This window comes from Nocardiopsis nanhaiensis, assembly GCF_054778635.1.
The window spans coordinates 29,872-53,271 of the sequence record NZ_BAAGZJ010000045.1; the positions used below are offsets into that span (position 1 = coordinate 29,872).

The 23,400-nt window shown below is 70.5% G+C and carries 19 protein-coding genes; 4 read left to right on the forward strand and 15 right to left on the reverse strand.

Annotated features, from left to right (window positions below):
• Positions 1 to 175 precede the first annotated feature (175 nt).
• Positions 176 to 1,561, forward strand: coding sequence for a cytochrome P450 family protein (locus ACYVD1_RS20850; protein WP_460775410.1), 1,386 nt, complete (start codon positions 176 to 178; stop codon positions 1,559 to 1,561).
• Between the two features lie 7 nt (positions 1,562 to 1,568).
• Here the strand turns inward: ACYVD1_RS20850 and ACYVD1_RS20855 are convergent, their stop codons facing one another.
• Positions 1,569 to 2,546, reverse strand: coding sequence for a TIGR03557 family F420-dependent LLM class oxidoreductase (locus ACYVD1_RS20855; RefSeq protein WP_460775414.1), 978 nt, complete (start codon positions 2,544 to 2,546; stop codon positions 1,569 to 1,571).
• Between the two features lie 412 nt (positions 2,547 to 2,958).
• Here ACYVD1_RS20855 and ACYVD1_RS20860 point away from each other — a divergent pair, with 412 nt between their 5' ends.
• Complete coding sequence (locus tag ACYVD1_RS20860) at positions 2,959 to 3,903, forward strand: alpha/beta hydrolase family protein (RefSeq protein WP_460775417.1); 945 nt, start codon at positions 2,959 to 2,961, stop codon at positions 3,901 to 3,903.
• 590 nt (positions 3,904 to 4,493) lie between these two features.
• Here ACYVD1_RS20860 and ACYVD1_RS20865 read toward each other — a convergent pair.
• The 8 genes from ACYVD1_RS20865 to ACYVD1_RS20900 form a co-directional block, all read right to left on the reverse strand.
• A complete protein-coding gene (locus ACYVD1_RS20865) occupies positions 4,494 to 5,819 on the reverse strand; it encodes an ABC transporter substrate-binding protein (RefSeq protein WP_460775420.1) in 1,326 nt (441 codons plus the stop codon).
• Positions 5,820 to 5,847: 28 nt separating this feature from the next.
• The gene (locus ACYVD1_RS20870) at positions 5,848 to 6,942 is read right to left on the reverse strand and encodes a branched-chain amino acid ABC transporter permease (protein ID WP_460775423.1); all 1,095 of its coding nucleotides are present in this window, start codon (positions 6,940 to 6,942) and stop codon (positions 5,848 to 5,850) included.
• A gap of 6 nt (positions 6,943 to 6,948) precedes the next feature.
• Complete coding sequence (locus ACYVD1_RS20875; protein ID WP_460753114.1) at positions 6,949 to 7,800, reverse strand: branched-chain amino acid ABC transporter permease; 852 nt, start codon at positions 7,798 to 7,800, stop codon at positions 6,949 to 6,951.
• Positions 7,801 to 7,811: 11 nt separating this feature from the next.
• Positions 7,812 to 8,576 carry an ABC transporter ATP-binding protein gene (locus ACYVD1_RS20880; RefSeq protein ID WP_460775427.1) on the reverse strand — a complete coding sequence of 255 codons (765 nt, stop codon included), beginning with the start codon at positions 8,574 to 8,576 and terminating at the stop codon, positions 7,812 to 7,814.
• Positions 8,573 to 9,427: an ABC transporter ATP-binding protein gene (locus ACYVD1_RS20885; RefSeq protein ID WP_460775430.1), complete on the reverse strand. Its 855-nt coding sequence runs from the start codon at positions 9,425 to 9,427 to the stop codon at positions 8,573 to 8,575. Before ACYVD1_RS20885 ends, ACYVD1_RS20880 begins: the two co-directional genes overlap by 4 nt.
• Positions 9,428 to 9,528: 101 nt before the next feature.
• Positions 9,529 to 12,345, reverse strand: coding sequence for an AAA family ATPase (locus ACYVD1_RS20890; RefSeq protein WP_460775434.1), 2,817 nt, complete (start codon positions 12,343 to 12,345; stop codon positions 9,529 to 9,531).
• A 372-nt stretch (positions 12,346 to 12,717) separates the two neighbouring features.
• Positions 12,718 to 13,704, reverse strand: a complete 987-nt coding sequence (locus ACYVD1_RS20895; RefSeq protein WP_460775484.1) for a carbohydrate kinase family protein — start codon at positions 13,702 to 13,704, stop codon at positions 12,718 to 12,720.
• Positions 13,705 to 13,745: 41 nt separating this feature from the next.
• Complete coding sequence (locus tag ACYVD1_RS20900; protein WP_460775437.1) at positions 13,746 to 15,020, reverse strand: AGE family epimerase/isomerase; 1,275 nt, start codon at positions 15,018 to 15,020, stop codon at positions 13,746 to 13,748.
• Between the two features lie 213 nt (positions 15,021 to 15,233).
• On the opposite strand from ACYVD1_RS20900, the gene ACYVD1_RS20905 reads away from it, so the two are divergent.
• Positions 15,234 to 16,064: an SDR family oxidoreductase gene (locus ACYVD1_RS20905; RefSeq protein WP_460775440.1), complete on the forward strand. Its 831-nt coding sequence runs from the start codon at positions 15,234 to 15,236 to the stop codon at positions 16,062 to 16,064.
• A gap of 30 nt (positions 16,065 to 16,094) precedes the next feature.
• On the opposite strand, the gene ACYVD1_RS20910 is transcribed toward ACYVD1_RS20905, so the two are convergent.
• From ACYVD1_RS20910 to ACYVD1_RS20935, 6 genes are all read right to left on the reverse strand, one after another.
• Positions 16,095 to 16,937, reverse strand: a complete 843-nt coding sequence (locus ACYVD1_RS20910; protein WP_460775442.1) for an alpha/beta fold hydrolase — start codon at positions 16,935 to 16,937, stop codon at positions 16,095 to 16,097.
• A gap of 92 nt (positions 16,938 to 17,029) precedes the next feature.
• Complete coding sequence (locus tag ACYVD1_RS20915; RefSeq protein ID WP_460775445.1) at positions 17,030 to 18,403, reverse strand: acyltransferase family protein; 1,374 nt, start codon at positions 18,401 to 18,403, stop codon at positions 17,030 to 17,032.
• 309 nt (positions 18,404 to 18,712) lie between these two features.
• Complete coding sequence (nadE, locus tag ACYVD1_RS20920) at positions 18,713 to 19,543, reverse strand: ammonia-dependent NAD(+) synthetase (protein WP_460775449.1); 831 nt, start codon at positions 19,541 to 19,543, stop codon at positions 18,713 to 18,715.
• 124 nt (positions 19,544 to 19,667) lie between these two features.
• Positions 19,668 to 20,252 (reverse strand): putative glycolipid-binding domain-containing protein, encoded by a 585-nt coding sequence (locus tag ACYVD1_RS20925; protein WP_460775452.1) that lies wholly within the window; start codon positions 20,250 to 20,252, stop codon positions 19,668 to 19,670.
• Between the two features lie 142 nt (positions 20,253 to 20,394).
• Positions 20,395 to 21,969: a sodium/proline symporter PutP gene (gene putP / locus ACYVD1_RS20930; protein ID WP_460775455.1), complete on the reverse strand. Its 1,575-nt coding sequence runs from the start codon at positions 21,967 to 21,969 to the stop codon at positions 20,395 to 20,397.
• A gap of 301 nt (positions 21,970 to 22,270) precedes the next feature.
• Entirely contained in the window at positions 22,271 to 22,999 is a 729-nt protein-coding gene (locus ACYVD1_RS20935) for a FadR/GntR family transcriptional regulator (protein ID WP_460775459.1), read from the reverse strand.
• Positions 23,000 to 23,137: 138 nt separating this feature from the next.
• Here ACYVD1_RS20935 and ACYVD1_RS20940 point away from each other — a divergent pair, with 138 nt between their 5' ends.
• On the forward strand, positions 23,138 to 23,317 hold the full coding sequence (locus ACYVD1_RS20940) for a hypothetical protein (RefSeq protein WP_460753067.1): 180 nt from the start codon (positions 23,138 to 23,140) through the stop codon (positions 23,315 to 23,317).
• Positions 23,318 to 23,400: the final 83 nt, after the last annotated feature.

The following is a 23,400-nucleotide window of genomic DNA, read 5'->3' on the forward strand; positions in this document are numbered from 1 at the left end:
GCGGATCCGGTGAACCTAGAATGCCACGACCGAGGTGGTCACTTCCCCGTCCACCGTGTCGCCCTGTTTCCGGGTGCCCCGCTTTCCCCTTCCACTCGCCACGGCACTGCCCCCGTTCCCCTCGAAGGGAGGGAAGCGGCCCCGCGATCCTCCCCCGCGGGCCCGCGCACCCGACATGACCGCCACCCGACCCGGCACGGAACACGGTTCCCCCGCCAACCAGGTCTGCCCCGCCGGCGTGACCCGCCTCTACGAGCCCACGCCGCCCCACGGACGCGAACACCTGTGGCACCAACTGCGCGCACAGCACGGGCCCGTGGCCCCGGTCGAACTGGAGCCCGGGGTGCGCGCCTGGGTGCTGCTCGGATACCAGGAGAACCTCACCGCCCTCCAGCAACCGCGGTTGTTCACCCGGGACACCCGCAACTGGAGCGCGGCCGTCGACGGCCTCGTCGACCTCGACAAGACCGTCCCCCTGATGACGTGGCTTCCCAACGCCCTCTTCGTGGACGGGGCCGAACACACCCGGCTGCGCGCCCCCGTCCTGGACGGCATGGCCAGGGTCGACCTGACCGCCATGGGCCGTGACGCACGCCGGATCGCCAACGACCTGGTCGACACGTTCACGGCCAGCGGCAGTGCCGACCTGATCGGCGAGTACGCGGCCAAGCTGCCCATCCTGGTGATCAACCGGCTCTTCGGGCTCCCCGACAGCTACGGCTACATGCTCGGCGACCTCACCACCGCCATCTTCAGCGAGGACACCGAGCTCACCGAAGACACCATCGTGCGGATGCAGCAGTACTTCGCCGGCTTGGTGGCCCGCAAAGCCGAAGAACCCGGCCCCGACCTGGCCAGCTGGATGATCGGACACCCCGCGGGACTGACCCCGCACGAGCTCGCCCACCAGGCCTCCCTCCTCGTCAGTGCCGGCCACATGACCACCACCCACCTCATCGGCAACACCATGCGCACGTTGCTCACTGACAGCCGCATCCGCTCCGCCCACACCGACGCGCGCCTGTCCACCAACGACCTCCTCGACCACGTCATGTGGACGGAACCGCCCCTCCAACTCATGGCCGGGCGGATCGCGCTCCAGGACGTGCGGATCGGCGACACACTGATCCGCGCGGGCGACGCCCTGTACATCGGGACCGTCGCGGCGCACCAGGACCCCGCCGTCCGGAAGGGCCAGTCTGACCCCGACACCGGTCTGGCCAGCGGCAGCCGGGCCCACCTGTCGCTGGGTGCCGGACCGCACAGCTGCCCCGCCCGCTCACTGGGCCGAATGGTGGCCTCGACCGGGGTGAGCGTGCTCCAGGAACGGCTCGCCGAACTGCGCCTGTCGGTACCCCCGGAGGAACTGCGCAGGGCGACCTCCCCGTTCCTGCACGGGTTGCGGGAACTCCCCGTCTCCTTCCGCCCCGGCAGGCCGAGCGACCCGGCCCCGGCCCGAACCGAGCAGATGGAGCAGATCCACCCCGCGGCCGAGGAGGAGCAACCGCCAGAGGACCTGCTCGGAAAGCTGCTCAAGTGGTGGCGCAACCTGGCGCGGTGAACCCCGCTCAGCCGTGCGGGTCCGGCGGGACCATCTTCCGAACGGGCTCCGCCAGCTCTTCCTCGAAGAAGGTGAAGAACCCCTCGGGGTCCGGCCCCGCGTTGATCAGGACCGGGTGGTCGAACCCGGCGTCGACGAACTGGCGGACCGCGCTCAAGTGGCGTTCGGGGTCGGGGCCGTAGCCGAAGGCATCCGCCATGTCACCGGTGTCGATCAGGGCGGTCGCCGCTTCGAAGTTCACCGGGTTGGGCAGTTCGGACTGGACCTTCCAGCCGGTGAGCCCGAAGCGGAACAGGTTCCGAGCGGACTCCAGCGCCGTGCCGTCGTCGGCGGCCCAGGCGAGCGGCACCTCACCGTAGGTGGGGCCCGCACCGCCCACGTCGCGGTAGGCGCGGGTCAGTGCCGGGCTGGGTTCGGTGCCGAAGAGGCCGTCACCGAACTCGGCCGCGAGCTCGGCGGACCGCTCACCCCCCGCGGCGACGGCGATCGGCGGCGGTTCCTCCGGCAGGTCGAACACCCGGGCGTCCTCAAGGACCAGGTGCTTTCCCTCGAAAGACTGGTACCCGCCCGCCCACAGCATGCGGATGATGGTGATCGCCTCACGCAGCATCTCGTGGCGTGTGGTCGCGCTGGGCCAGCCCTTGCCCACCACGTGCTCGTTGAGCCGCTCCCCCGAACCCAGACCCAGTGTGAACCGACCGTCAGAGAGTAGCGCCGTGGTGGCGGCCGCCTGCGCGACGATCGCGGGGTGGATCCGCAGGATCGGGCAGGTGACCCCGGTGGCGAGTCCGATCCGTTCGGTCCGCTCGGCGATCGCGGCCAGCATCGACCACACGAACCCGGAGTGCTGGTGGCTGAAAAGCCAGGGATGGAAGTGGTCACTGACCTCGACGAAGTCGAACCCGGCCCGTTCCGCCCGGACCGCCTGCTCCACGATCTCCCGGGGGCCGTACCCCTCGGCGAACAGCTTGTAGCCGATCCTCATCCCCGTACCCCTCTCGTTTCCGGTCCTTCGGCTCGAGCCGAAGGACCGTCTTCCACTCCCCGCCGCGGCCGACGACAGGGGCGGGTTTCCGGGCTCCCCTCCGCCCCGGAAACTGCTCCGTCCCTCTCCGCGGCCGTCCGTACGTCCGCCCCTGCCCGAGGTGCGGTCACGGGAAACGCCGCAACGAACCAACCGGAACCAGCGAAAAGGATGAGAACGCACGCCTGAACTGGACCGACACAAACACTGGTGGTTCAACGGATGCACGTTCACACAACGGACTTCATAGTGAACGCACGCCCCATAGGCAAGGGCGAGAAGGTGACCGATCTGGTCAGCGCCCATTGCTGGGCACGATTCACGGAATCTGGAAAAACCGTGGATTCCCGCTGCACGAGATAAGGAATTAAACGTGCGTACCGATAATCCCCTCCCCCCGTCCCCCACCCCCTCACCGTCCCCCGCTCCCCGGAACCGGGGCTGGGTCTCCGCGGTCGCCGCGAAGTCCGCGATGGTCCTGGGACTGTCCCTGCTCGGCGCCGGCGCCGCAGTGGCCCCCGCACACGCCGAGAACCCCCACGAGCGCGGGCCGGACCCCACTGAGGAGAGCGTCACCGCGCCGACCGGGCACTTCGACACGGACAGCGAAAGCGTGTCCTCCCTGGTGAGCGGCTTCGGCGGCGGCACCATCTACTACCCGACCGACGACAGCGAGGGCACTTTCGGCGGGGTGGTCATCTCACCCGGCTACACGGCGGGCCAGTCGACCATGTCCTGGTACGGCGAACGCCTCGCCTCGCAGGGCTTCGTGGTGTTCACCATCGACACCAACACCCGCTTCGACCAGCCCAACAGCCGGGGCCGCCAGATGGAGTCCGCCCTGGACTACCTGGCCGACAGCAGCGACGTCAGCGACATCGTGGACAGCGAGCGCATGGCCGTCATGGGGCACTCGATGGGCGGTGGCGGCACCCTGGCCGCCATCGACGACAGGCCGGAGCTGCAAGCAGCGATCCCGCTGACGCCCTGGCACACCAGCAACAACTGGTCCAGCGTGGAGACACCGACCCTGATCGTCGGCGCTGAGAACGACGTCACCGCGTCCGTGCGCTCACACGCCATCCCCATGTACGAGAGCCTGCCCGAGTCGCTCGACACCGCGTACCTGGAACTCCGCAACGCGAGCCACTTCGCGCCGAACTTCTCCAACGACGCCATCGCGAAGTACAGCATCTCTTGGCTGAAGCGGTTCGTCGACGACGACGAGCGCTACGAGCAGTTCCTCTGCCCGGCGCCCGACACCGGCATCGGCACGGACTTCTCCGACTACCGGGACTCCTGCCCGCACGACGGCTGATCCCCGACCCGTACAGGCGGCGGCCCGGAGGGAACTCCCTCCGGGCCGCCGCCCGTGTGTGTCCGTCCGGTCCCGTGTCCTCGCTTCGCAACGGGTCAAGGCGGAGCGCGCACCCGGCGAAGCGAGGACGTACGGCCTTCACGCGCGAGGCGTGGCGGTCACGGTGACACGACGGCGGGGAACGCTGCCCGCACCCGCCCACCGGCACGGCGGGAACCACCACCTACCTACCTACCGGCACGGCAGGATACGCACCGCTCAGACCCCTACCGGCACGCCGGGGAATCCCCCTCACTTCCCTACCCGGCACGGCGGGGACCCCCACCACCAGTCACCTACCGCCTGTCGCTTGCCACTTGGCGCACCAGCGCCAACCTCCATCACCTCGGCCGGCTCCGCACTCCACTTGCTGCCCCGCCCCTCCACCGGATCAGACCAAGCCCGCACGTGTCCGCGGAAGCACCGTGCGCGTGTTCACGGGACGTCGATTGCACCAAGAAGGGCGTCCAGGCCAGTCTCCATGACTGTCCTGGACGCCCTTTCCCGCACTCAAGCGGGTTCAGGTGCGCCTCGCACAACCCCTCAACGGTCTAGTCGTGGAAGGGCAGTTCCTCGGGGCTGAGCCGCTCGAAGTCGACCTCCTCGATGGGGCCTCCCTCACGGTCGGTCACCCGCGGACCCTGGACCATGTCGATGTCGCCACCTGCCTCGTACTGGACGACGTACACGCCTTCGTGGCCGCCGTGGTCACCGTCGCTGGAGGCGAAGGGGGTGAAACCGGGCCCCTGCCACTCCTGCTCCTCAAGGGCGTCGATCAGCGACTGGCGGGTGAGGTCCTCACCCGCGGACTTGAGCACCTGGGCGAACATGACGGCCTGGGTCATGCCGAACATGGTCGTGTTGGTGGGCATGTCGTCGTCGCCGTGCTCCTCGTAGATCGACAGGAAGTGCTGTGCCCACTCGTCGTCGTCGTCCTCCACGCGGGGCATGTAGCTCGTGACGATCGCGCCGTCCAGGAAGGCGTCGGCCGGGACATCCTCGGCATCGGTATCCTCCGAGAACTCGGCGAGGAGCCCCTGGAGTGTCGCGGTGTCACCGCCGATGCTCGAGATCACCCACTGGGGCTCGTAGCCGATCCGGGCGGCCTCCAGCATCCCCAGGGCGGCGAACGCCGGGATGCAGGAGCACACGACCACGTCGGCGTCGGCGTCGTCCATCTCGGCCATCTGCGAGCTCAGGTCGGTGACCTCGGACTCGTAGTGTTCACGGGCGACGACCTCGTCACTGAGGTACTGGTCGAGCCCGGCTTGGGAGTCCTCGCCGATGTCGTCGTTCTGGTACAGGTAACCGACGCTGTCCCCGGCGAAGTGCTCGGCGATGTACTCGCCCTGGATCTTCGCTTCCTTGGTGTAGTCGGTCTGCCAGCCGTAGGTGAGCGGGTGCTCCTCCGGGTTGTTCCAGGCCAGAGCCCCGGAGGACGGGAAGATGTCGGGGACGCCCTCGTCGTTGAGGTAGTCGAGGACACCGCCGTGCGTGGGTGTTCCCAGCCCTCCCATCATCGCGAAGATCTCGTCCTCGATGACCAGTTCGCGGGTGACGTCGATGGTCTGTGAGGGGTCGTACATGTCGTCCTCGACCCGGAAGTCGATCTCCCGGCCGTTCACACCGCCTTGGGCGTTGACGTACTCGAACACCGCACTCGCCCCTTGGGAGACCGCGAGGTATCCGGGTGCTGCCGGCCCGGTCAGGGGTTGGTGGGTTCCGATGACGACACTGTCGTCGGTGACGCCCGGTGAGACGTCCAGGTCGGTGTCGGCGCCGTCTCCGGCCTCGCCTGCACCGGTGCAGGCGGTGGCCAGCAAGACCAGGGCTAGTCCTATGGCCAAGAGGCCCCGTGTTCCACTGCGTGTTCGCATGGTTTTCTCCTTAACTGGGGGGTGTGGGTCAAGAGGAGGTGCCGCGTCCTCTGAGCCGGTCTCTGATGCTTTGGAGCGCGCCGTGGATTCCCAAGGGCCAGAAGCGCAGGACGAGGATGAGCACGACACCGAAGAACACGATGGGCAGGTTGTTCTCGGCGTCGCGGGTCAGGTTCATGGCGCGGGCCAGATCGGTGGCCCAGATCTCCAGGTAGACGATGGCGATCGCGGCCCACAGGGCACCCCACAGACTGCCGATGCCGCCGAGGACGAGGGCGGCGAGCAGGGTCAGGGAAAGCACCAGGGTGAAGCTGCTGGGCGTGACGTTGCCCAGCACGTAGGCCTGGAGACCGCCGGCCAGGCCGCCCGCGGTGGAAGCGATGACGAAGGCCACGACCTTGGTCTTACCGACCGGGATGCCCGCCATCGCGGCGGCGGTCTCGTCGTCGCGGATGGCCCGCATACGGCGTCCGAGGCGTCCGGCGGAGATCGTGGCGAGCACGGCCAGGCCGATGACGACCGTGGTCCACACGACCAGGGCCCGCCACTCACTGGTGGTGACGATGCCGTCGAGGAAGGGCGGGACGCCGGCGGTGCGGATGTTCAGGCCGTTGCTACCGCCGAGGAAGTCGTGGTAGCGGTGCGTGAGCCCGGGCAGTCCGACGGCGAGGATGAGCGTGGCACCGGCGAGGTAGGGCCCGTGCAGGCGGGCGGTGGCCGCGCCGACCGCGATACCCGCCACGATGGATACCAGGACGATGATGCCCAGGTTGGCGGCGAGCGGCAGTGCCGGCTGGTGCAGGACGAGCAGCGCCATCGCGTACGCGCCGATCATCATGAACGCGCCGTGCCCGAGGGAGACCTGGCCTGATCCGCCGACGAGCAGCTGCAGTCCGGCGATGGCGAGCATCGTGTAGCCGATGGCGGCGACCCGGAGCGCGGTGAGGTCGCCGGTCACGGACAGCAGTCCGGTGACGGCGGCCAGTCCCAGCGCGGCCAGGATCAGGTGCCGCGCGGGCAGGGGCAGCGAGGCCCAACGGGAGGTCTTCGGAATCCGGGGCGGTGCCGCCCCGGCCCCGGAGGTGCTGGAGCGCTCTTCGCGCTGTCTGGTGGGCGAGGTCATGACTGGCTACACCTTTCGCGCGGTCGGTCGGGACAGGATGCCGTCGGGGCGCACGCTCAGGACGATGACGACGATGGCGAGGGCGGAGAGGGTCGCCAGTTCGGGACCGGCGTAACCGGACACGTACGACCCGCCCAGGCCGATGAGCAGCCCCCCGACGATGGCGCCGAAGGGGTTGTCCAGGCCGCCGACCACCGCCGCGGTGATACCGAAGACGAACACGACGTCGAAGACGTTCGGGTAGATGAACGGCGGCCCGGCGAGCATGCCCGCGAGCGCGCCGATGAGGGAGGCGATGCCCCATCCGGCGGTGAGCATCAGGCCGACCTTCACACCGCTGAGCCGCGCGGCCTCCGGATGGAAGGCGGCGGCACGCATTCGCAGTCCAAGCGGCGTGAACCGGTACAGGGCGAAGACCAGGAGGGCGGCCACGGCCACGGCGGCCAAGGCGAACACGTCCGCGGGTGAGAACCGGCCCACGTAACTGAACGCGTAGCCGAGGCCGTGCTGTTCGTTGCCCCAGATCATGCCGACCCCGCCCTGGACCACCAAGAGGAGGCCGAGGGTCACGATGATGGCGTTGAGCTGGGACTTGCGGGCGATCGGCCGGACGACCACGCGTTCCACGAACGAGCCGACGAGCAGGCCCGTGGCGAGGGCCGCGGCGAAGCCGATCCAGTAGGAACCGGTGAGCTGGGTGACCGTGTAGGCGGTGTACACCGACAGCAGAGCGAGGGCGGGCTGGGCGAAGTTCACCAGCCGGGTCGCTTGGTAGATGATGACCAGGGAGAGCGCCAGCGCGGCGTAGGCCGCCCCGGACGCCAACCCGTTGAGGGTCAGGGTGATGAAGTAGTTCATGGCGGTCTCCCTCAGAAGCCGAGGTAGGCGTGGCGCGTGCGGTCGTCGGCCAGGAGTCCTTCGGAGGGGCCCTCCGCGGCGATGCTTCCCTGGTTGAGGACGTAGCCGTGGTCCGTGACGGACAGGGCACCGGCGGCGTTCTGCTCGACGAGCACGACGGTGAGGCCGGTTCGGTCCCGCAGGTCGCGCAGCAGCGTGAAGATCTGCTTGGTGATCATGGGCGCGAGTCCGAGCGAGGGTTCGTCCAGGAGCAGCACCTTGGGCCGGGCCATGAGCGCACGGCCGATCGCGAGCATCTGGCGCTCACCACCGGAGAGGGTGCTGGCGGTCTTGCCGCGCCGTTCCACCAGGGGCGGAAAGAGGTCCATGACCTCGTCGAACGTGGTGCGGTCGCGCCGGTCGGAGCGCCACAGGGCGCCCAGGCGCAGGTTCTCCTCCACGGTGAGCTCGACGATCACGCCACCGCCCTCGGGGACGTGGGCGAGTCCGCGGGTGATCACCTTCTCCACGGGCAGGCGGGTGATGTCCTCCCCGGCGAGCAGGACCCGGCCCGAACTCGCGCGGTGCAGCCCGGTGAGCGTTCGGAGCAGCGTGCTCTTGCCCGCGCCGTTGGCGCCGAGCACGGCGCACAGCCCCTGCTCTGGAATGCCGAGGGAGACGTCGTCGAGGGCTTTGATGGGCCCGTAGGAGGCGCTGAGGTTCTCGACGCTGAGCAGCGTCTCGCCGTTCGCCGACCCGTTGCTCCGGGCCCGGTTGTCCAGGGTTTCACTGCTCATCGGGCCGCTCCGTTCCCGTTGCCGTTGCCGTTTGCGAGGTCGACGACGACCGGGCTCCCGTCGGAGGGCCCGTCGGTGGCGGGTGTGCCGAGGTAGGCCTGGGTGACGGCGGGGTCGGCCTGGACCTCCTCCGGTGTCCCGCTGGAGATGACCTTGCCGAAGTTGAGCACGACGATGTGGTCGCAGACCTCCATGACCAGGTCCATGTGGTGTTCCACGAGCACGACCGCCATGTCCTGGCTGAAGCCGCGGATCTGTTGGGCGAGTGTGTCCATCTGCTGGCCGGACAGGCCGCTGGCCGGTTCGTCCAGGAGCAGGAGCTCGGGCTGGCTGACGCAGGCACGGGCGAGGGCGACCTGCTTCTGCACGCCGTAGGGCAGGGTGCCGGGCAGGCGGAGCGCGTACTCGGCGATGCCGAACCGCTCCAGGGTGGCCATGGCGCGCAGTTTGAGTTCCTGCTCGTCACGGTGGTGCTTCCCCAATCCGCTGATCAGAGAGAACGCCCCGCCTTTGGCGGTGCGGTCGGCGCCGACCATGACGTTCCAGATGACCGGCATCAGCGGGAAGAGGTTGAGGCCTTGGAAGGTGCGGGCGATCCCGGCCTTGGCGAGGTGGTGGGCGCGGCGTCCGGGCGGGGCCTGACCCTTCCAGTGGATGGATCCGGTGGTGGGGTGCAGGATGCCGGACAGGACGTTGAAGAGCGTCGTCTTACCCGCTCCGTTGGGGCCGATGAGGCCGACAACGGATCCCGGTTTGACCTGGAGCCCGACGTTGTCGAGCGCGGTGAGGCCTCCGAAGCGCACGGTCACCCCGTCCGCTCTCAGGAGATGCTCCGGTGCGGTCGTTGTCATGACTGCCTTTCTCGCGGTTGCGACCAGAAGACCCGTACCGACTAGTTGGTATGACATGGTTGCCCGTCCGCGCCATCGCGTCCGGTCCCCCAGGGGGAGTTTCAGTTGAGGAGGCGGGCCAGGTCCACCCGGGACCTGATGTTGAGCTTGCGGAAGATGCCGCGCAGGTGGTGCTCCACGGTGCGCGGGCTGATGAACATGTGCGCGGCCACCTCTCGGTTGGTCGCACCCTCCGCCACCAGCCGGGCGATCTGCTGCTGCTGAGCGGTCAGCTCGCCCTCGGACGGGGGGTCGGGGCTGCGCTCGGCGGTACCGATGGCGCGCAGCTCGGCACGGGTCTGTCTGACCCACAGCCGGGCACCGAAGCGCTCGAAGGTCTCGAGCGCGTTGTACAGGTGCTCGCGGGCCCGTCCGGGTAGGCGGGCCCGCCGCAGGAAAGCGCCGAAGAGCAGCTGGGTGCGTGCGTGTTCGACGTCGTCGTCTCCGCAGGCCCGGTGCAGGGCCAGCGCGGTCTCGAAGTGGTCCGCCGCCTCGTCTCCGCCGGCGAGGAGGCCGTCCCCGCGCGCGGCCAGGGCCAGCGTGCTCGGACTGTCCACGGCCTCGGCCCAGCGGCGGTACCCGGCCAGGGAGGCGCTGGCCCACTCGGTCTCACCCATGCGGACAGCTGCCTCCACGAAGTGCGGTGCGGTGAGCAGGCGCATGGTGGGGTGGCCGTGCCCGGGCCCGGCGTGCACCAGGGAGCGCAACCGGAAGAAGGCCTCGGCCGCGTTGCCGCGCGAGAGCTCCAGGACGGCCAGCGCCCAGGCGGCCAGGGCCGAGGACAGGCCGAGGCTGTTCTCGCCCGCTTGGGCGGTGACCGCGCGCGCCCGGATACGGCAGGTGTCGATGTCGCCCTGGATCGCGGCGATCATCGCCAGCGACGCCAGGTTCTGGGTGGCCCAGATGGACTGGCCGGACTCTCGGGAGGCGCGCAGGCCGGACAGGGCGGTGCCCGCCGCGGACGGGAAGCGGCCGCTCCAGAACTCGGAGAAGACGAGGAACGCCTGGGCCGACGGGACGAAGGCGTGCTCGCCGCGGTATCGGGCCGCCTCGACTGCGCGCGTGGTGATGGTGCGGACATAGGGCGCGTCACCCAGCCGTAGACCGCAGATGCCCGCCCACACCATCTCCGATGGCGCGGTCATCTCGTGCGACAACCGGACCGCTTCGCGCAGCAGCGGGGTGGAGTTCACGTAATCGCCCCGGAAGGAGATGGTGCACCCGTCCAGGAAAGCCGCCATCAGCCGCATCGAGGCCGGGTCGTCCGGCCGGACCAGGGGGACGGCGAGTTCTGACGCCCGGCCGTGGCGGACCGGGTCACCGGCGAACGAGGCGCTGTCGGCGGAGCGGACGAGCGCGCGCAGGGCGAGGTTCCGGTCGTGCGGGATCAGGTCCTTGCCGATCTCCAGGAGCCGCTCCGCCGTGTCGATCGCGTTGGAGTCGCGCATCTCGAACTCGGCTTCGATAAGGGCGACGGTGGCCTGGCGGCGGTCCGAGACGGCAAGCGGTCGGGCCCGTTCCAGCAGGCGGGCGGCGCGCCCGGACTCGCCCGCGACATAGGCCTCGAAGGAAGCGGTGGCGAGGCGGCAGGTGCGCTCGTCTTGGTCGGGGGTGAGCGCCGCGGCGCGCTCGTTGGTGTGGGAGGCCGGGAGGGGCCCTTCCAAGCGTTTGGCCCGCCGGGCGGCCTGCGCTACGTCGTCGGCGAGCGCCTCGTCGGGGGCATCGGCCCCGCAGGCGGTGTGTCGGCCGAACTCGACCGGTGAGTACTCGCGGTCGGTGACCCCGGCCAGGGCTCGGTGGGCCTCGCGCAGGCGGCCCGCGGGGGTGCCCTGGATGATGGCCTCGCGCAGGAGCGGGTCGGTGAAGACCACGGCGTCGCCGTCCACCCGCACCAGGCCGCGCTCCTCTGCGGGTTCCAAGGTGGACACGGACAGGGACGTGCCCGCACCTCCCGCCGCGTCGAGCAGGAGGTGCGTTCCGTGGTCCGCGGCGAGGGCGCTCAGCAGGAGGATGTGACGGGCGTCCCCGGGCAGTGCGCGGTAGGGGGCGAGCAGGGCCGAGCGCAGGCGGACGGTGAGGGGCAGCGGCTCGGCGAGGGGCCGCTCGCCCTGGACCTGCGCGGTGGTCAGGGCGTCCAGGAAGCCGAGGACCGCGGCGGGGTTGCCGTGGGCGGCACGGACCAGTGCGGAGCGGACCGCGGAGGCGAGATGGGCGGGGGCCCGGTCGGTGAGGACGTCGTGTACCGCGCGGTCCTCCAACGGGTGGAGGGTGTGCACGGCCACCCCGGGGACGAGGGAGGCTTCAGAGCCGTCCTCCGGTTCGGCCCGCCGGTGGTCCCGGGGTTTGCCGCGACCCTCACGCGCGGCGAACACCGCGGCTACGGGGGTACCGGTGACGCGGCGGGCCACGAAGGCCAGTGCGTCGAGGGAGGCGCCGTCAAGCAGGTCGGCGTCGTCCACGCAGAGCAGGAGGGGCCGGTCCGCACCAAGGAGGGAGAGGAGTTCGAGGAGTGCGGTGTAGAGGGCGAAGCGGTCGGCGTCGGCGACACCGCCCTGGGTGAGCGCGGTGCGCAGAAGGGACCTGCGGGCCTCGGGGAGCCGGGAGACCACGGACTCCACGGGGAGGAGGAGGCGGTGGAGTCCGGAGAGGGGGAAGTCGGCTTCGTCGGCGACACCGCCGACGTGGAGGACGGTGAAACCACTTGCGGTGTTACGGGCGTGTTCGAGGAGGGTGCTCTTCCCGCGGCCCGGGCCGCCCGAGAGGAGTACGGACGCGCCGCGCGCGGACCTCGCGTCGCCTAGGGCGTCGGCGAGGATCCGCTGTTCAGCGTCCCGGCCCCGGAGGCGTGTGCTCTGGGACTCTGTGTACCTGCCTGTCATGTAGCTCACAGTTTCACAGCGCCGCCCCGTTACGGCAGGTCTGTGGGGGCACACTGGTGGTTTCACCGATGCCCGCACGGACTCGCACGGGGTACGCGTGCGAGGGGTTCGGCGGGGGTTGCGGATGCCCCCGCGAGTGCCCTGGAGGGCCGCGGAACCCGGTGTTCACCTGGGATTCCTGCGCCACGGAATGTGACTCCACTCACTCGCCAGGCGGCCAGTGGAAGCTCTTCACATCCGGGTTCCGCACCCTCCCGCAGTTATCAAGACGTAACGTGCGGGGAACACCTCACCCGCGAAACCGACAAAGACGGCATTTCGCTCAAGAGGGAGCTTCTCTGCCTCTTCAGGGCGTTGCCGCCGAGGGCCAAGCTAGCTTCCGGCCCGTTCCTCCTGCCGGTCGGCACTGCGGCCGGCTCCGGGGGAGGTTCCGCGGTCGGCGGTCCGCGCGCGCAGTTCCTCTTCCGTGGGCGGGTCGGCGCCCTCGCGGGTGACCGTGTACGCGGCCGCGGCGGCCGCGTAGGCCAGCAGGTTCTCTAGGTCGGCCTCAGTGAGCCCCGTCAGGCGCTCCCGCGGGGCGTCCCCCAGGCGGCCGTCCAGGTCCAGCCTCCGCAGGAGGGCACCCATGAAGGAGTCCCCCGCACCCACGGTGTCGACGACCTCCGCCTCCGGGGCAGGGACCGAGGCCGCTACCCCGTGGGACAGGGCGAACGAGCCCTCCCCGCCGCGGGTGACCACGACCAGTGCCGGACCGAGTGCGGCGAGGGAGTGCGCGGCACCCTCCGGTGAGAGTCCGGGGTAGAGGTAGGCCAAGTCCTCGTCGCTGGCCTTGACCACGTGTGCCTGGGCGGCGTGGCGCAGCGCCATCCCCCGAGCGGTGTCCGGTTCGCCGATCACGTCCTCCCGGATATTGGGGTCCAGTGTGACGGTCACCTCCCTCCGACTGTGCTCGCGCCGCAGCATCGCCTCGATCTTGGCGGCCCCGGGTTCCCGGAACAGCGCGATCGACGCCGCGTGCAGGGCCTTGACCTCGGGCTCCAGGGCGTGCGGCAGCTCACCCGGCAGCCAGCGCCAGTCGGCGGCGTCGTCCATGCGGAAGTCGTAGCGGGCCGAACCGTCCGCGGCCAGCGTCGCCAGGGCCAACGCCGACGGTTCTCCCGCGGCGACCAGGCCCGAAGGGTCCAGCCCTTCGGCGAGGAGCCGGTCCCGGATGAGCTCTCCGAAACCGTCGGAGCCGATCCGGGCGAGCAGGCGGGTCGGCAGGCCGAGCCGGGTGGCGGACACCGCCGTGTTGGCCGGACCGCCTCCGGGCGCGGCCCGTAGGACGTCGGGGCCGTGCCGGGTGGGCAGCAGGTCCATCACGTTCTCCCCGACCACGACGAGCCGGGGTGCTTGGTCGCTCACTTCGTTCCTCCGGTCTGGGACGCGGGCAGCAGGGGGGCCGCGATCGAGGTCGAGAACCCGACCTGGGGCAGGAGCGTGGCCTGGTAAGCGTGGTAGACGTCCGGCTTGCCCGACCACACCGCCCCCGAAGGGCTGTTGTCCGGGGCGAGTTCGTGGCGCCAGCTACCGAGTTCCCGGTCCACGTGGAACCGGTCCGCGTAGGACCACCATCGGTCGTAGTGCTCCGTGTAGGCGCCGTTCCCGGTACGCCGGGCCAGCGTCCACGCGGCCATAGTGGCCTCGGCGGAGACCCAGTGCATGCGCTGGCGGACGACCGGCCGGTCCTCCCAGTCCAGGGTGTAGACGAACCCTTCGGCCCCGTCGGCGTGCCAGCCGCGGCGGACGGCGTTGGCGAAGAGGAGCTCGGCGTCGGTGAGCAGCCAGGCGGGCGCCTGTTCCCCGGCACGTTCCAAGGCGAGTTCGAGGTGGACCAGGAGCCGAGCCCACTCCAGGAGGTGGCCGGTGGTGCTGCCGAAGGGCCGGAAGGGGTGGTCCGGCCGTTCCCTGTTGTAGTCCGGGACGGGCTCCCACTCCGGGGTGAAGTGCTCCGGCAGGCGCCAGTCGTGGGCTGCGGCCACCCCGTGGATCAGGCGTTCGGTGATGTCCAGGGCCCGGCGGGTCCAGAGGGTGTCGCCGGTGGCGTCGGCCGCAGCGAGGAAGGCCTCCACGCAGTGCATGGCGCTGTTGGCCCCCCGGTAGGGCTCGGTCACGGTCCAGTCGGCGTCCCAGCTCTCCCGGACGCAGGCCGCCGAACGCTCCCAGAACCGCTCTTCGACCACGCCCAAGGCCTCATCGAGGAGTTCCCGGGCACCGGGCCTATCGGCGAGGGAGGCGCTGGAGGCGGCGAGGACCACGAACGAATGCGGGTAGGCGGACTTGTCCGGCAGCCTTTGGGAGCGCTCCCGTAGAGCGGTCGCCTTACCTCCCTCTGGCACCTCGTCGAACCATCCGCCCCGGTCGGCGTCGCGCAGCGGCCCGGAAAGGGCAGCCAGACCGTGGTCGGCGAGGGCCCCGGCGCCCCCGTCACCGCGCAGGTGCGCCAGGGAGAACACGTGCGTCATACGCGCGGTGATCCAGGTCTCCGTCGTGCGGCCGGTCTCCACACCGCCCTTGGCGTCCAGCCAGGCGAAGCCGTCGGGGACGACGGAACCAGCGGCGAAGTCCACCAGGCGCCGCTCCTCCGCTTTCAGCCACGCGGGGTCGCCCGGAACCGGATGTGTCGATGGGATCAAACCAGTGCCTCCTCGGGGAGTTGTTCCGCGCGTAACGTTATCCCGCACCCTCCACCCCGGGAAAGACCGCGCGGCGCTCTCCGTCACCGCCCCCTGCCGACACCCCGCGCAGGGAAAACCACGTGCGCGCCCCACACCCTCCTGGCATCGTCTAGCCCGTTCAACCACCCCGTCCCCGCTGGAAACCGGGGCCGACACGAGAGGCCGATCGACATGAGCCACCCCGGCACCAATGGGGGAAGTCCCGAGGAGCTGGCCCGCGACCCCCTGCCGCTGCGGGGCCGGACCGCGCTCGTCACCGGGGCCAGCCGCCGAGGCGGGATCGGCTACGCGACAGCACGACGCCTCGCCGCCTACGGGGCCTCCGTGGTGGTCCACCACTACCGGCCGCACGACGCCGAGCAGCCCTGGGGCAGCGACGGCTTGGACGGGGTGCTCGAGGGGGTGCGGGAGGCGCTCGGTGCCCCGGAGGCGCGCGTGGCCCACCTCAGCGCCGACCTGGCCGACCCCGAAGAACCGGAACGGGTCGTTTCCGCCGCCGTCGACGAGTTCGGCCACCTGGACATCCTGGTCGCCAACCACGCCCGCAACGGCGGCGACGCCGCCCTGGCGGAGGTCACTCCCGAGATGCTGGACGGGCACTGGGCCGTCGACGCCCGCGCGCCGATCCTGCTGGCCAAGGCATTCGCCGAACGGCACGACAGCCGCCCCGGCGGCCGGGTGCTCTTCCTGACCTCGGGACAGATGAACGGGCCCATGCCCGGCGAGGTCGCCTACGCCTCCGCCAAGGCGGTACTAGCCCAGATCACCCCGACCATCGCGGCCGAGCTGGGACCGAAAGGCATCACCGTCAACGCGGTCAACCCCGGCCCGGTACAGACCGGGTACATCGACGAGGAGCTCATGAACCGCGTGGTCCCCATGTTCATGCTCGGCCGCGTGGGTGAGACCGACGACCCCGCCCGGCTCCTGTCCTGGCTGGCCACCGACGAGGCCCGCTGGGTCACCGGACAGGTGATCAGCACCGACGGCGGCTTCGGGTGAGCCGTGCCACCGGTCGCCTCGGACGGGCTCTCACCCCTCCTGAGGGACGGAGCCGAGCGCGTCGGTGACGCGCGGCGCCCGGTCGGCGGCGCGGCAGGTCCACCGGATGTGCTCGGCGACCGTGCCCGGATCGTCGGCCATCGGGATGTGTCCGGAACCGAGGAGCGACACCATGCGCGCGTTGGGCACCCGCTGGTGCGCGTGGACGGCGCTGGACGGAAGGAGGGTCCGGTCGCGGTCGCCCCACGCGATCGTGACCGGGCAGGAGATCGGGCGCGGGGCGAAGTCGTAGTCCGCGACCTTCGACACCAGGCGCACGAAGGGTGCTCCTGGGTCGAGTTCCCGAACGCTGAACCGCGCGGCCTTGGCCTCGGGGGAGGAAGGGTTCCCGCGCAGAGCGATCCGGGCCGCGGCCCGCGCCGGCGGTGTGTCGGCGATCCGCTCCTTGACCGGCATCGGGACGCGCGTGGCCAAGTTGGCCGCCATACCCACCGCGCGGATCCCCCATCGCCCGACCTTGTCGGAGAAGCCGGCCGGGGAGAACACCGTCACCGAACCGGCCAGGCCTTGCGCCCCGAGTTCCAGGGCGATAGAGCCGCCCAGGGAGTTACCTACGAGATGCGGGCGCTCGAACCCGTGGAACGCGCAGAACTCCCTGACCACCCGCACGAGGCTGTGCACGTCGTAAGGCTCTTCGCGGTCCGGGGCCGGCGACGCCCCGAACCCGGGCAGGTCCAGGGTGACGACCTCGTATTCGTCGGCCAGCCGGGGCACCACGGCACGCCAGCACTGCCGACGGTCACCGAGCCCGTGCAGGAGGACGGCCGTTCGGCCGCTGCCCCGCCGGTCGAAAGCGATGCTTCTTGGGTCCATTCTTCCGGTCTACCCGCCGTTCACCGCCCGGTCATCATGGGCCGTTGGAAAGGCTCGCCCCAACCGCGGGGCCCGCGCCTCGAGCCCCGCGGTCAGCCCCGGTCGGCCACGAGCACGGCCGCCCTGGACCGGGCGGAGGGGCGCGGGGCCGAGGTGAGCAGCAGCCCCGACACCACCGCCCCCAGGCCCAGGACCGGCGCCGGGCCGAAACCGAGCCCGGCCACGGTCAGGACCAGCAGCCCGCCACCGATCAGCGCGGCCGCGGCCAGCACGCGCAGCATTCCCGGGTCGCCCTTCAGGACCTTCGGCGGGTCCTCGAAACGCACGGCCCAGTGGGCCAGGGGCACGATCAACGGGAGCAGGACCGCCACTCCGAGCACGCCCCACAGCAGCCACAGGCCGGTCATCGGCTCGGGGGTGTAGATACCCAACCCGTACAGCAGGGCACCGGCGACCACGCTGATCGGCAGCATGTGCCAGAGGTACACCGTCATCAGCTGCGGGGAGACCCGGTCCAGCATCCTCGCCGGGCTTGGGCGATCCGACCACGCGGCGATCCGGTCACGCAGCAGCATCGCGATGCCGACCTGCACGGCGCCCAGCGCCGCCAGCACCAGGGTCGGCGGGGACACGTTCGAGGTCTCGGCGGCGAAGACGCCGGTCATGTTGACCGAGTAGGGGCCCGCCGTGACCAGGGCCACGGCGGTGACCGCGCCGACGCCGACCATCCACAGCGCGTGGGTACCGCGGATCTCACCCGTCGCGTAGCGGAAGCCCAGCTGGTGCACGGCCAGCCAGACGAAGGCCACGTTCAGGTAGCCGAACGCCTCCACACCGAACCCGAACCTGGCCAGGTCGACGACCACGGCACCGGCGAGCAGGCCGACCGGAACCCACCAGCCGAACCGGTCCTGCGCGGCCACCAGCACCGGCGTCGCCACGACCAGCAGTACGTAGACGGCAAGGAACCACAGCACCATGCCCGCGGCACCCGCGCCGACCAGCACGGGCTGCTCGGGTGCGCCGCCCAGCGCCATCAGGTGGCAGGCCACGATCCACACCACCGCCAGGGGCACCACCGGCCAAGCCAGCCGCCGGAGCCGCTTGGCCCACCAGACCGTGGCTGTCCCGCCCCGGGCCGACGCCGCGCGCCAGCTGATCAGGTTGGCCGCGCCGCCCACGAAGAAGATCAGCGGCATCACCTGCGAGACCCAGGTGAGAGCGAAGCCGCCCGGTGTGCTCAGGACGCTGCTCGCCGCGAGGTCTCCCTCGGACTGCACGCTCAGCACCGGAAGCCACCAGTGCTGGACGACCACCAGGACCATGACGAACAGGCGCAGCACGTCGAGGAAGCGGTCACGCCCCGCGCCCGGTTGGGGCAGGGACACGGCGCGTACCGGTGCGGTGGCGCGGGTGACGCCGCCCGAGCGCTTCGCCGCGCCGTCCGGCCCGATGGTCAGTGTCATCGTGGTCGCTCCTTGGTCTTTCCCGAATCTCAGGGTCCACTTGGCACATGGCGGTGCCGCGGTTCGACCGGGAATCAGGGGGTGTCGTCACGTCCCGGCGCGGGCCCCTTGATGCGGGCTCCTGCCGGTGCGAATCCTGAGACGGTGACGCGTCGTTGGTAACGACCTTAGGCGCGCCGGCGGGGCGGCGGCTATGGCGTTGGGGCCCCTCTCAGCCCGACGGCCTGCCCAACCGTGGAAGGTGGTGCCAGCACTACCGTTCCCTGCTGGAAGCGGGCGGATGGAGGGGTACCGAAGCCCTGGTGGGTGTCAGGGAGCGGTGGGGAGTGCGCGCTTGTGTGCTGTCGCGCGGTAGCGGTCGACGAGGATCCGGGCCACGTGGTCGGAGACCTCGAGGCCCTCCAGGAAGTCGTCGATCTGATCATAGGTGAGCCCCAGGGCCTCCTCGTCGGGCTTCTGCGGTGTGAGCGACTCGAGATCGGCCGTCGGCACCTTGTTCACCAGGGCGTCCGGTGCACCCGCCTCAGCGGCGATCGCGCGCACCCGGCGCTTGGTCAGACCGGTCAGCGGCACCAGATCGGCCCCGCCGTCACCGTACTTGGTGAAGAAGCCGGTGGCCGCCTCAGCGGCGTGGTCGGTACCGACAACGAGGCCGCGGAGCCCGCCCGCGACCGCGTACTGGGCGATCATCCGCTGCCGGGCCTTGACGTTGCCGACCACGAAGTCCTCCGCGGCGGCGTCGGTGTAGGTCATGCCCGAGGCCGTGAGCGAGGCGGCCATGGCGTCGGTGGCCGCACGGACGTCCACGGTCAGGCAGCGGTCGGGGGCGGTGAACTCCACGGACCGGGCCGCGTCCTCCTCGTCCTTCTGCGCCCCGTAGGGCAGGCGCATGGCAACGAATTCGGCGTCGTGCCCGGACGCGCGGGCCCGGTCGACGGCGAGGCGGCACAGCCGACCGGCTGTGAGCGAGTCCACACCGCCGCTGACTCCCAGGACCAGGGCACGGGCACCGGTGGTGGTGAGTCTCTCGGCAAGGAACGCTACGCGGCGCTCGATCTCGGATCCGATGTCGAAGTACTCAGGGACTTCGAGGTCGCGGATGATCTCGCGGCGCTCCTGGCTGAGCTCGGTCTCGGTCACGTGCGCTCCCTGCCTATGGTTCCGGCTCCCCCGTTTTCGACCTACGCGGGAGGGCGCCAGACTACCCGGATCGGAGCGGGCACGGAGGAGCCCGGCGGAGTGCGCGTAGGGGCGGGCAGCGGGGTCAGGCGTCCGGGCGCAGGCGCCGGGCGAACCGTTCGTAGTCCACCACGAGCCCCTCGCCGTCCACGGACATCCGGTACTCACCGTGGAGGGGGTCCCGGTAGGTGTAGCGCTCCAGTCCGCCCTCGGCGGGGTGCCGGGTGTACCGCTGGCGGACGCGGCGGATCCGCAGGGAGGGGATGTCGATCCACGCCACCGCGATGTCCCGGTACTCACCGGGCCGCAACCCGAGGCGGCGGATCGGGAGGGTGTTCGTGAGGGGGGTGGCGGCGACGTCGACGTCGAGGCAGCCGACCAGCTCGGCCAGGGGCCGGCCGTCCGCGTCGGACCAGTGGCCGCCCCTGGCCTGAAGGGTGACCGACTCCAGCCCTGAAGCGGAGAGCACCTCGGCGCGGACCTTCCGGGTCGTCCACGCCAGGTCCGTGCGGACGGTGAAGCGCGTGAAGAAGCGTTCCTCCCCCACCACCACGGTCTCCCCCGCCTCCAGCCTGTGGCCGCCGGGCTCGGGAAGCAGCGTGCCGAGCCCCAACCCTTCGGGGACGTCGGTACGGGTCCAGGCTGCCGGGTGTTCCGTCAGTGACGACATGTCACCGTTCTACCGTTCGGGGCAGTGCCGGCGCCAGAGCGCGAACGGCCCGTGCCGCACGCGACACGGGCCCGGAAGCCGTTCGTTACAGGGCCTGTGGTCCGCTACCGAGGTGGGCCAGGTGCCCTTCTCGGCGCGGGGGTCAGGTCGCGGGGTTGGCCTCCTCGTCCCGGCCACCGGCCTTGACCTCGGCCTCCATGCGGTCGAAGTCCTGCTCCATCCGGGAGCTGACCCTGCCCAGGCCGTTGAGGGCGAAGATCGCGGCGAAGCTGAGGACGACCGCGGGGACCATGGCGAACAGGCCCGTCTCAAGATAAGCGGAGTCGACGATGTCCCAGATGATGGCGGTGGCACCGCCGACGACCATGCCCGCGAGTGCACCGACCCAGGTCATACGCTTCCAGAACAGCGCCAGCAGCAGGATGGGGCCGAAGCCCGCGCCGAAGCCCGCCCAGGCGTAGCCGACCAGATCCATGACCGACTGCTCTCCCCAGAGGGCTACACCGGCCGCGACAGCGGCCACGGCGATCACGGTGCCACGGCTGATCCAGAGCAGGAACTGGGGCGACGCGTCCTTGTTCACGAAGGCCTTGTAGCCGTCCTCCGTGAGCGCCGAGGCGGCGACCAACAACTGGGAGTCGGCCGTGCTCATCACCGCGGCGAGGATGGCGGCCAGGAGGAGGCCGGCGACGAGCGGATGGGTGAGTGCCTCGATCAGGCGTGGGAAGACCTGCTCCGGGTCACTGAGCGGAGTGTCGAAGTAGGCGATGCCGACGAAGCCGACCAGGACTGCCAGGGACATCGCGGTGACGGCCCAGGCGACACTGATGACCCCCGCTTTGGGGATGTCCTTCACCGACCGGATACCCATGAACCGGGCGAGGATGTGCGGCTGCCCGAAGTAACCGAAGCCCCATGCCAGACCGGAGACGACGACGACCCAGCCGATGGTTTCGGTGGAGAGCCAGGCCCCGGCGTCGCCGTCCAAGGACGTGCCCCCCAAGGCGGACAGCAGTCCTTCGCCCTTCGCCGTAATCTCCTCGGTCACTCCGCCGAAGCCACCGAGCAGGATGATGGCCATGACCGGGACGACCAGTAGGGCGGCCCACATCATGACGGCCTGGAGCACATCCGTGTAGGAGACCGCGAGGAACCCGCCGAGGACCGTGTAGACCACGACGATGCCCACGCCGAGGAGGATGGCGGGGGCCGGGTCCAGGTCGAAGACCTGGTCGAAGAGGTGCGCCATCGCGACGAGACCGGACGCGACGTAGAAGAAGTAGAAGACGATGATGAGAACAGCTGAGACCGCGCGCAGGGAGCGGGTTCCGTCGTTGAAGCGGTTCTCGAGGAAGGAGGACAGCGTCAACGAGTCGGACTCGCCGCCGGAGCGGGAGTCGGTCACCCGCTCGGTGTAGACGCGAAGACGCGGGGCGATGAGTATCCAGCTGCCCGCGAAACCCGCAGCCAGACCGACGGCGATCCAGGCCTCGCCCAGACCGGAGACGTAGATGGCGCCCGGCAGGCCGAGAAGCAGCCACCCGCTGAAGTCACTGGCGTTGGCGCTCAGTCCGGCGACCCAGCTGTTGAGCTGCCGCCCGCCGAGTACGAAGTCGGCCTGCGAGGCGGTCCGCCGATAGGCCCAGAGGCCGATGGCCACCATGGCGGCCAGGTATACGCCGAAGGTGGCGACTGACGCGATCAAGGAATCGTTCACCCGTCTCCCTCCTTCCTGATGTCACGCGCGGCATGTACCCATACGCGCGTTCGACGGCATTTGTTCGAGATCATCACCGCAAGTAGCCCCGACCACAATGCCCTGTGTGCGGAACAACACCGGTTCGAGACCTTACCGATTCTTTGACCAGGCATGATTGTTCGCTTGGCCATCGCAGGAGATCACCGTTTGTCAGATCGGACATACGCGGGGTCCCGTGATCGGATGGCCGCCCCACATACCGGGTGACTGCCACTCCCCGAGGGCTGCGCTCGCCGAACGGCCGAGCCAGTCGGCGGGGTCAGCCGATCAGGAGCCTCAGCCGGCCCTCCGCGGCGGCCAGGTGTGCGCCCAGGGCGTGCCGTGCCGCCTCGGGGTCGCGTTCCCGGACCGCCCGGACGATCTCCCGGTGCTGCGCGTTACTCGCCCCGAATCCGACTTCGGGCAGGGGTACGGCGTCCATGAGCCGGTTGATCCGCATCCGCACGTCCGTGAGGGCGGCGGCCATCTGCGCCGACCCCGTCAGCTGGGCCAAGGTGATGTGCAGGACGGTGTCGCAGCGCCGGTAGTCGGCGGGACAGGCGTCGGCGGCCGTGTCCACGCGCTGGCCCAGCAGGGCCTCCTGCTCACCGGTGAGTCCGGTCTCGGCCAGTCGGACCACCGCTCCCGTCTCCAGACCGCGCCGGTAGGCGAGCAGGTCCTCGAGGGCTGTCCCGTTGGCGGTGAGATCGCGCCGCGCCTCCTCGGGCGTGGGGCGTTGCGGGACGTCGGAGACGAAGGTGCCGCCGCGGCGGCCGCGCCGGGATACGACGTAGCCCCGGCGCTGCAGGACACGGATCGCCTCGCGCAGGGTGATACGGCTGACGCCCAGGCGGCGGGCCAGGTCGCGTTCGGCCGGGAAGCGGGCGCCCGCAGGGACGACACCGAGCCTGATGGCGCACATCAGGCGCTCGACCGTCACCTCCAGGGCGTTGCCCGCCCGGACCGGACGGAAGACCGCCTCGGCCGCGGGGTCGCTGGCTGAAACCACGGGGCCAGCTTAGGGCGTGTTCGGCCGACTCGCCGGGAAAAGTCCGATCCTCCGTTTCGGGCTGTTTCGGAACGGCGGGCCAGTGGGCGGTGGGCCCGCGGGTGGTGGGGACGGGGTGCCGACGGCTACCGTTGCCGCATGGACGCTCAGCCCGCCGCCATCGGAGCCCGCAGCATCGGACCTTCGGGGATCTGTCCCCGCGGGGAACACGACTGGCGGCCCTCGTCACCCGGGTCGGCCCGACACCTGTGCACGAAGTGCAACTCGATGATGACGCGCAACTACGAGCCGGACCGTCCGGAACCGGCCGAGGACTGAGTCCCGGACTCCCCACCAGCCACAGGGACCATTTCCTCCCCACCTGGCACGCACTTCGGCAACGGTCGCGTATCCGTGTCTCC

Bases quoted from the DNA above. Each gene is read 5' to 3' on its own strand.
- ACYVD1_RS20850 (WP_460775410.1), top strand. From the start codon at position 176: ATGACCGCCACCCGACCCGGCACGGAACACGGTTCCCCCGCCAACCAG.
- ACYVD1_RS20890 (WP_460775434.1), bottom strand. From the start codon at position 12,345: ATGACAGGCAGGTACACAGAGTCCCAGAGCACACGCCTCCGGGGCCGG.
- ACYVD1_RS20925 (WP_460775452.1), bottom strand. From the start codon at position 20,252: ATGTCGTCACTGACGGAACACCCGGCAGCCTGGACCCGTACCGACGTC.
- ACYVD1_RS20875 (WP_460753114.1), bottom strand. From the start codon at position 7,800: ATGAACTACTTCATCACCCTGACCCTCAACGGGTTGGCGTCCGGGGCG.
- ACYVD1_RS20880 (WP_460775427.1), bottom strand. From the start codon at position 8,576: ATGAGCAGTGAAACCCTGGACAACCGGGCCCGGAGCAACGGGTCGGCG.
- ACYVD1_RS20910 (WP_460775442.1), bottom strand. From the start codon at position 16,937: ATGGACCCAAGAAGCATCGCTTTCGACCGGCGGGGCAGCGGCCGAACG.
- ACYVD1_RS20885 (WP_460775430.1), bottom strand. From the start codon at position 9,427: ATGACAACGACCGCACCGGAGCATCTCCTGAGAGCGGACGGGGTGACC.
- ACYVD1_RS20855 (WP_460775414.1), bottom strand. From the start codon at position 2,546: ATGAGGATCGGCTACAAGCTGTTCGCCGAGGGGTACGGCCCCCGGGAG.
- ACYVD1_RS20915 (WP_460775445.1), bottom strand. From the start codon at position 18,403: ATGACACTGACCATCGGGCCGGACGGCGCGGCGAAGCGCTCGGGCGGC.
- ACYVD1_RS20895 (WP_460775484.1), bottom strand. From the start codon at position 13,704: ATGGACCTGCTGCCCACCCGGCACGGCCCCGACGTCCTACGGGCCGCG.
- ACYVD1_RS20905 (WP_460775440.1), top strand. From the start codon at position 15,234: ATGAGCCACCCCGGCACCAATGGGGGAAGTCCCGAGGAGCTGGCCCGC.
- ACYVD1_RS20940 (WP_460753067.1), top strand. From the start codon at position 23,138: ATGGACGCTCAGCCCGCCGCCATCGGAGCCCGCAGCATCGGACCTTCG.
- ACYVD1_RS20870 (WP_460775423.1), bottom strand. From the start codon at position 6,942: ATGACCTCGCCCACCAGACAGCGCGAAGAGCGCTCCAGCACCTCCGGG.
- ACYVD1_RS20865 (WP_460775420.1), bottom strand. From the start codon at position 5,819: ATGCGAACACGCAGTGGAACACGGGGCCTCTTGGCCATAGGACTAGCC.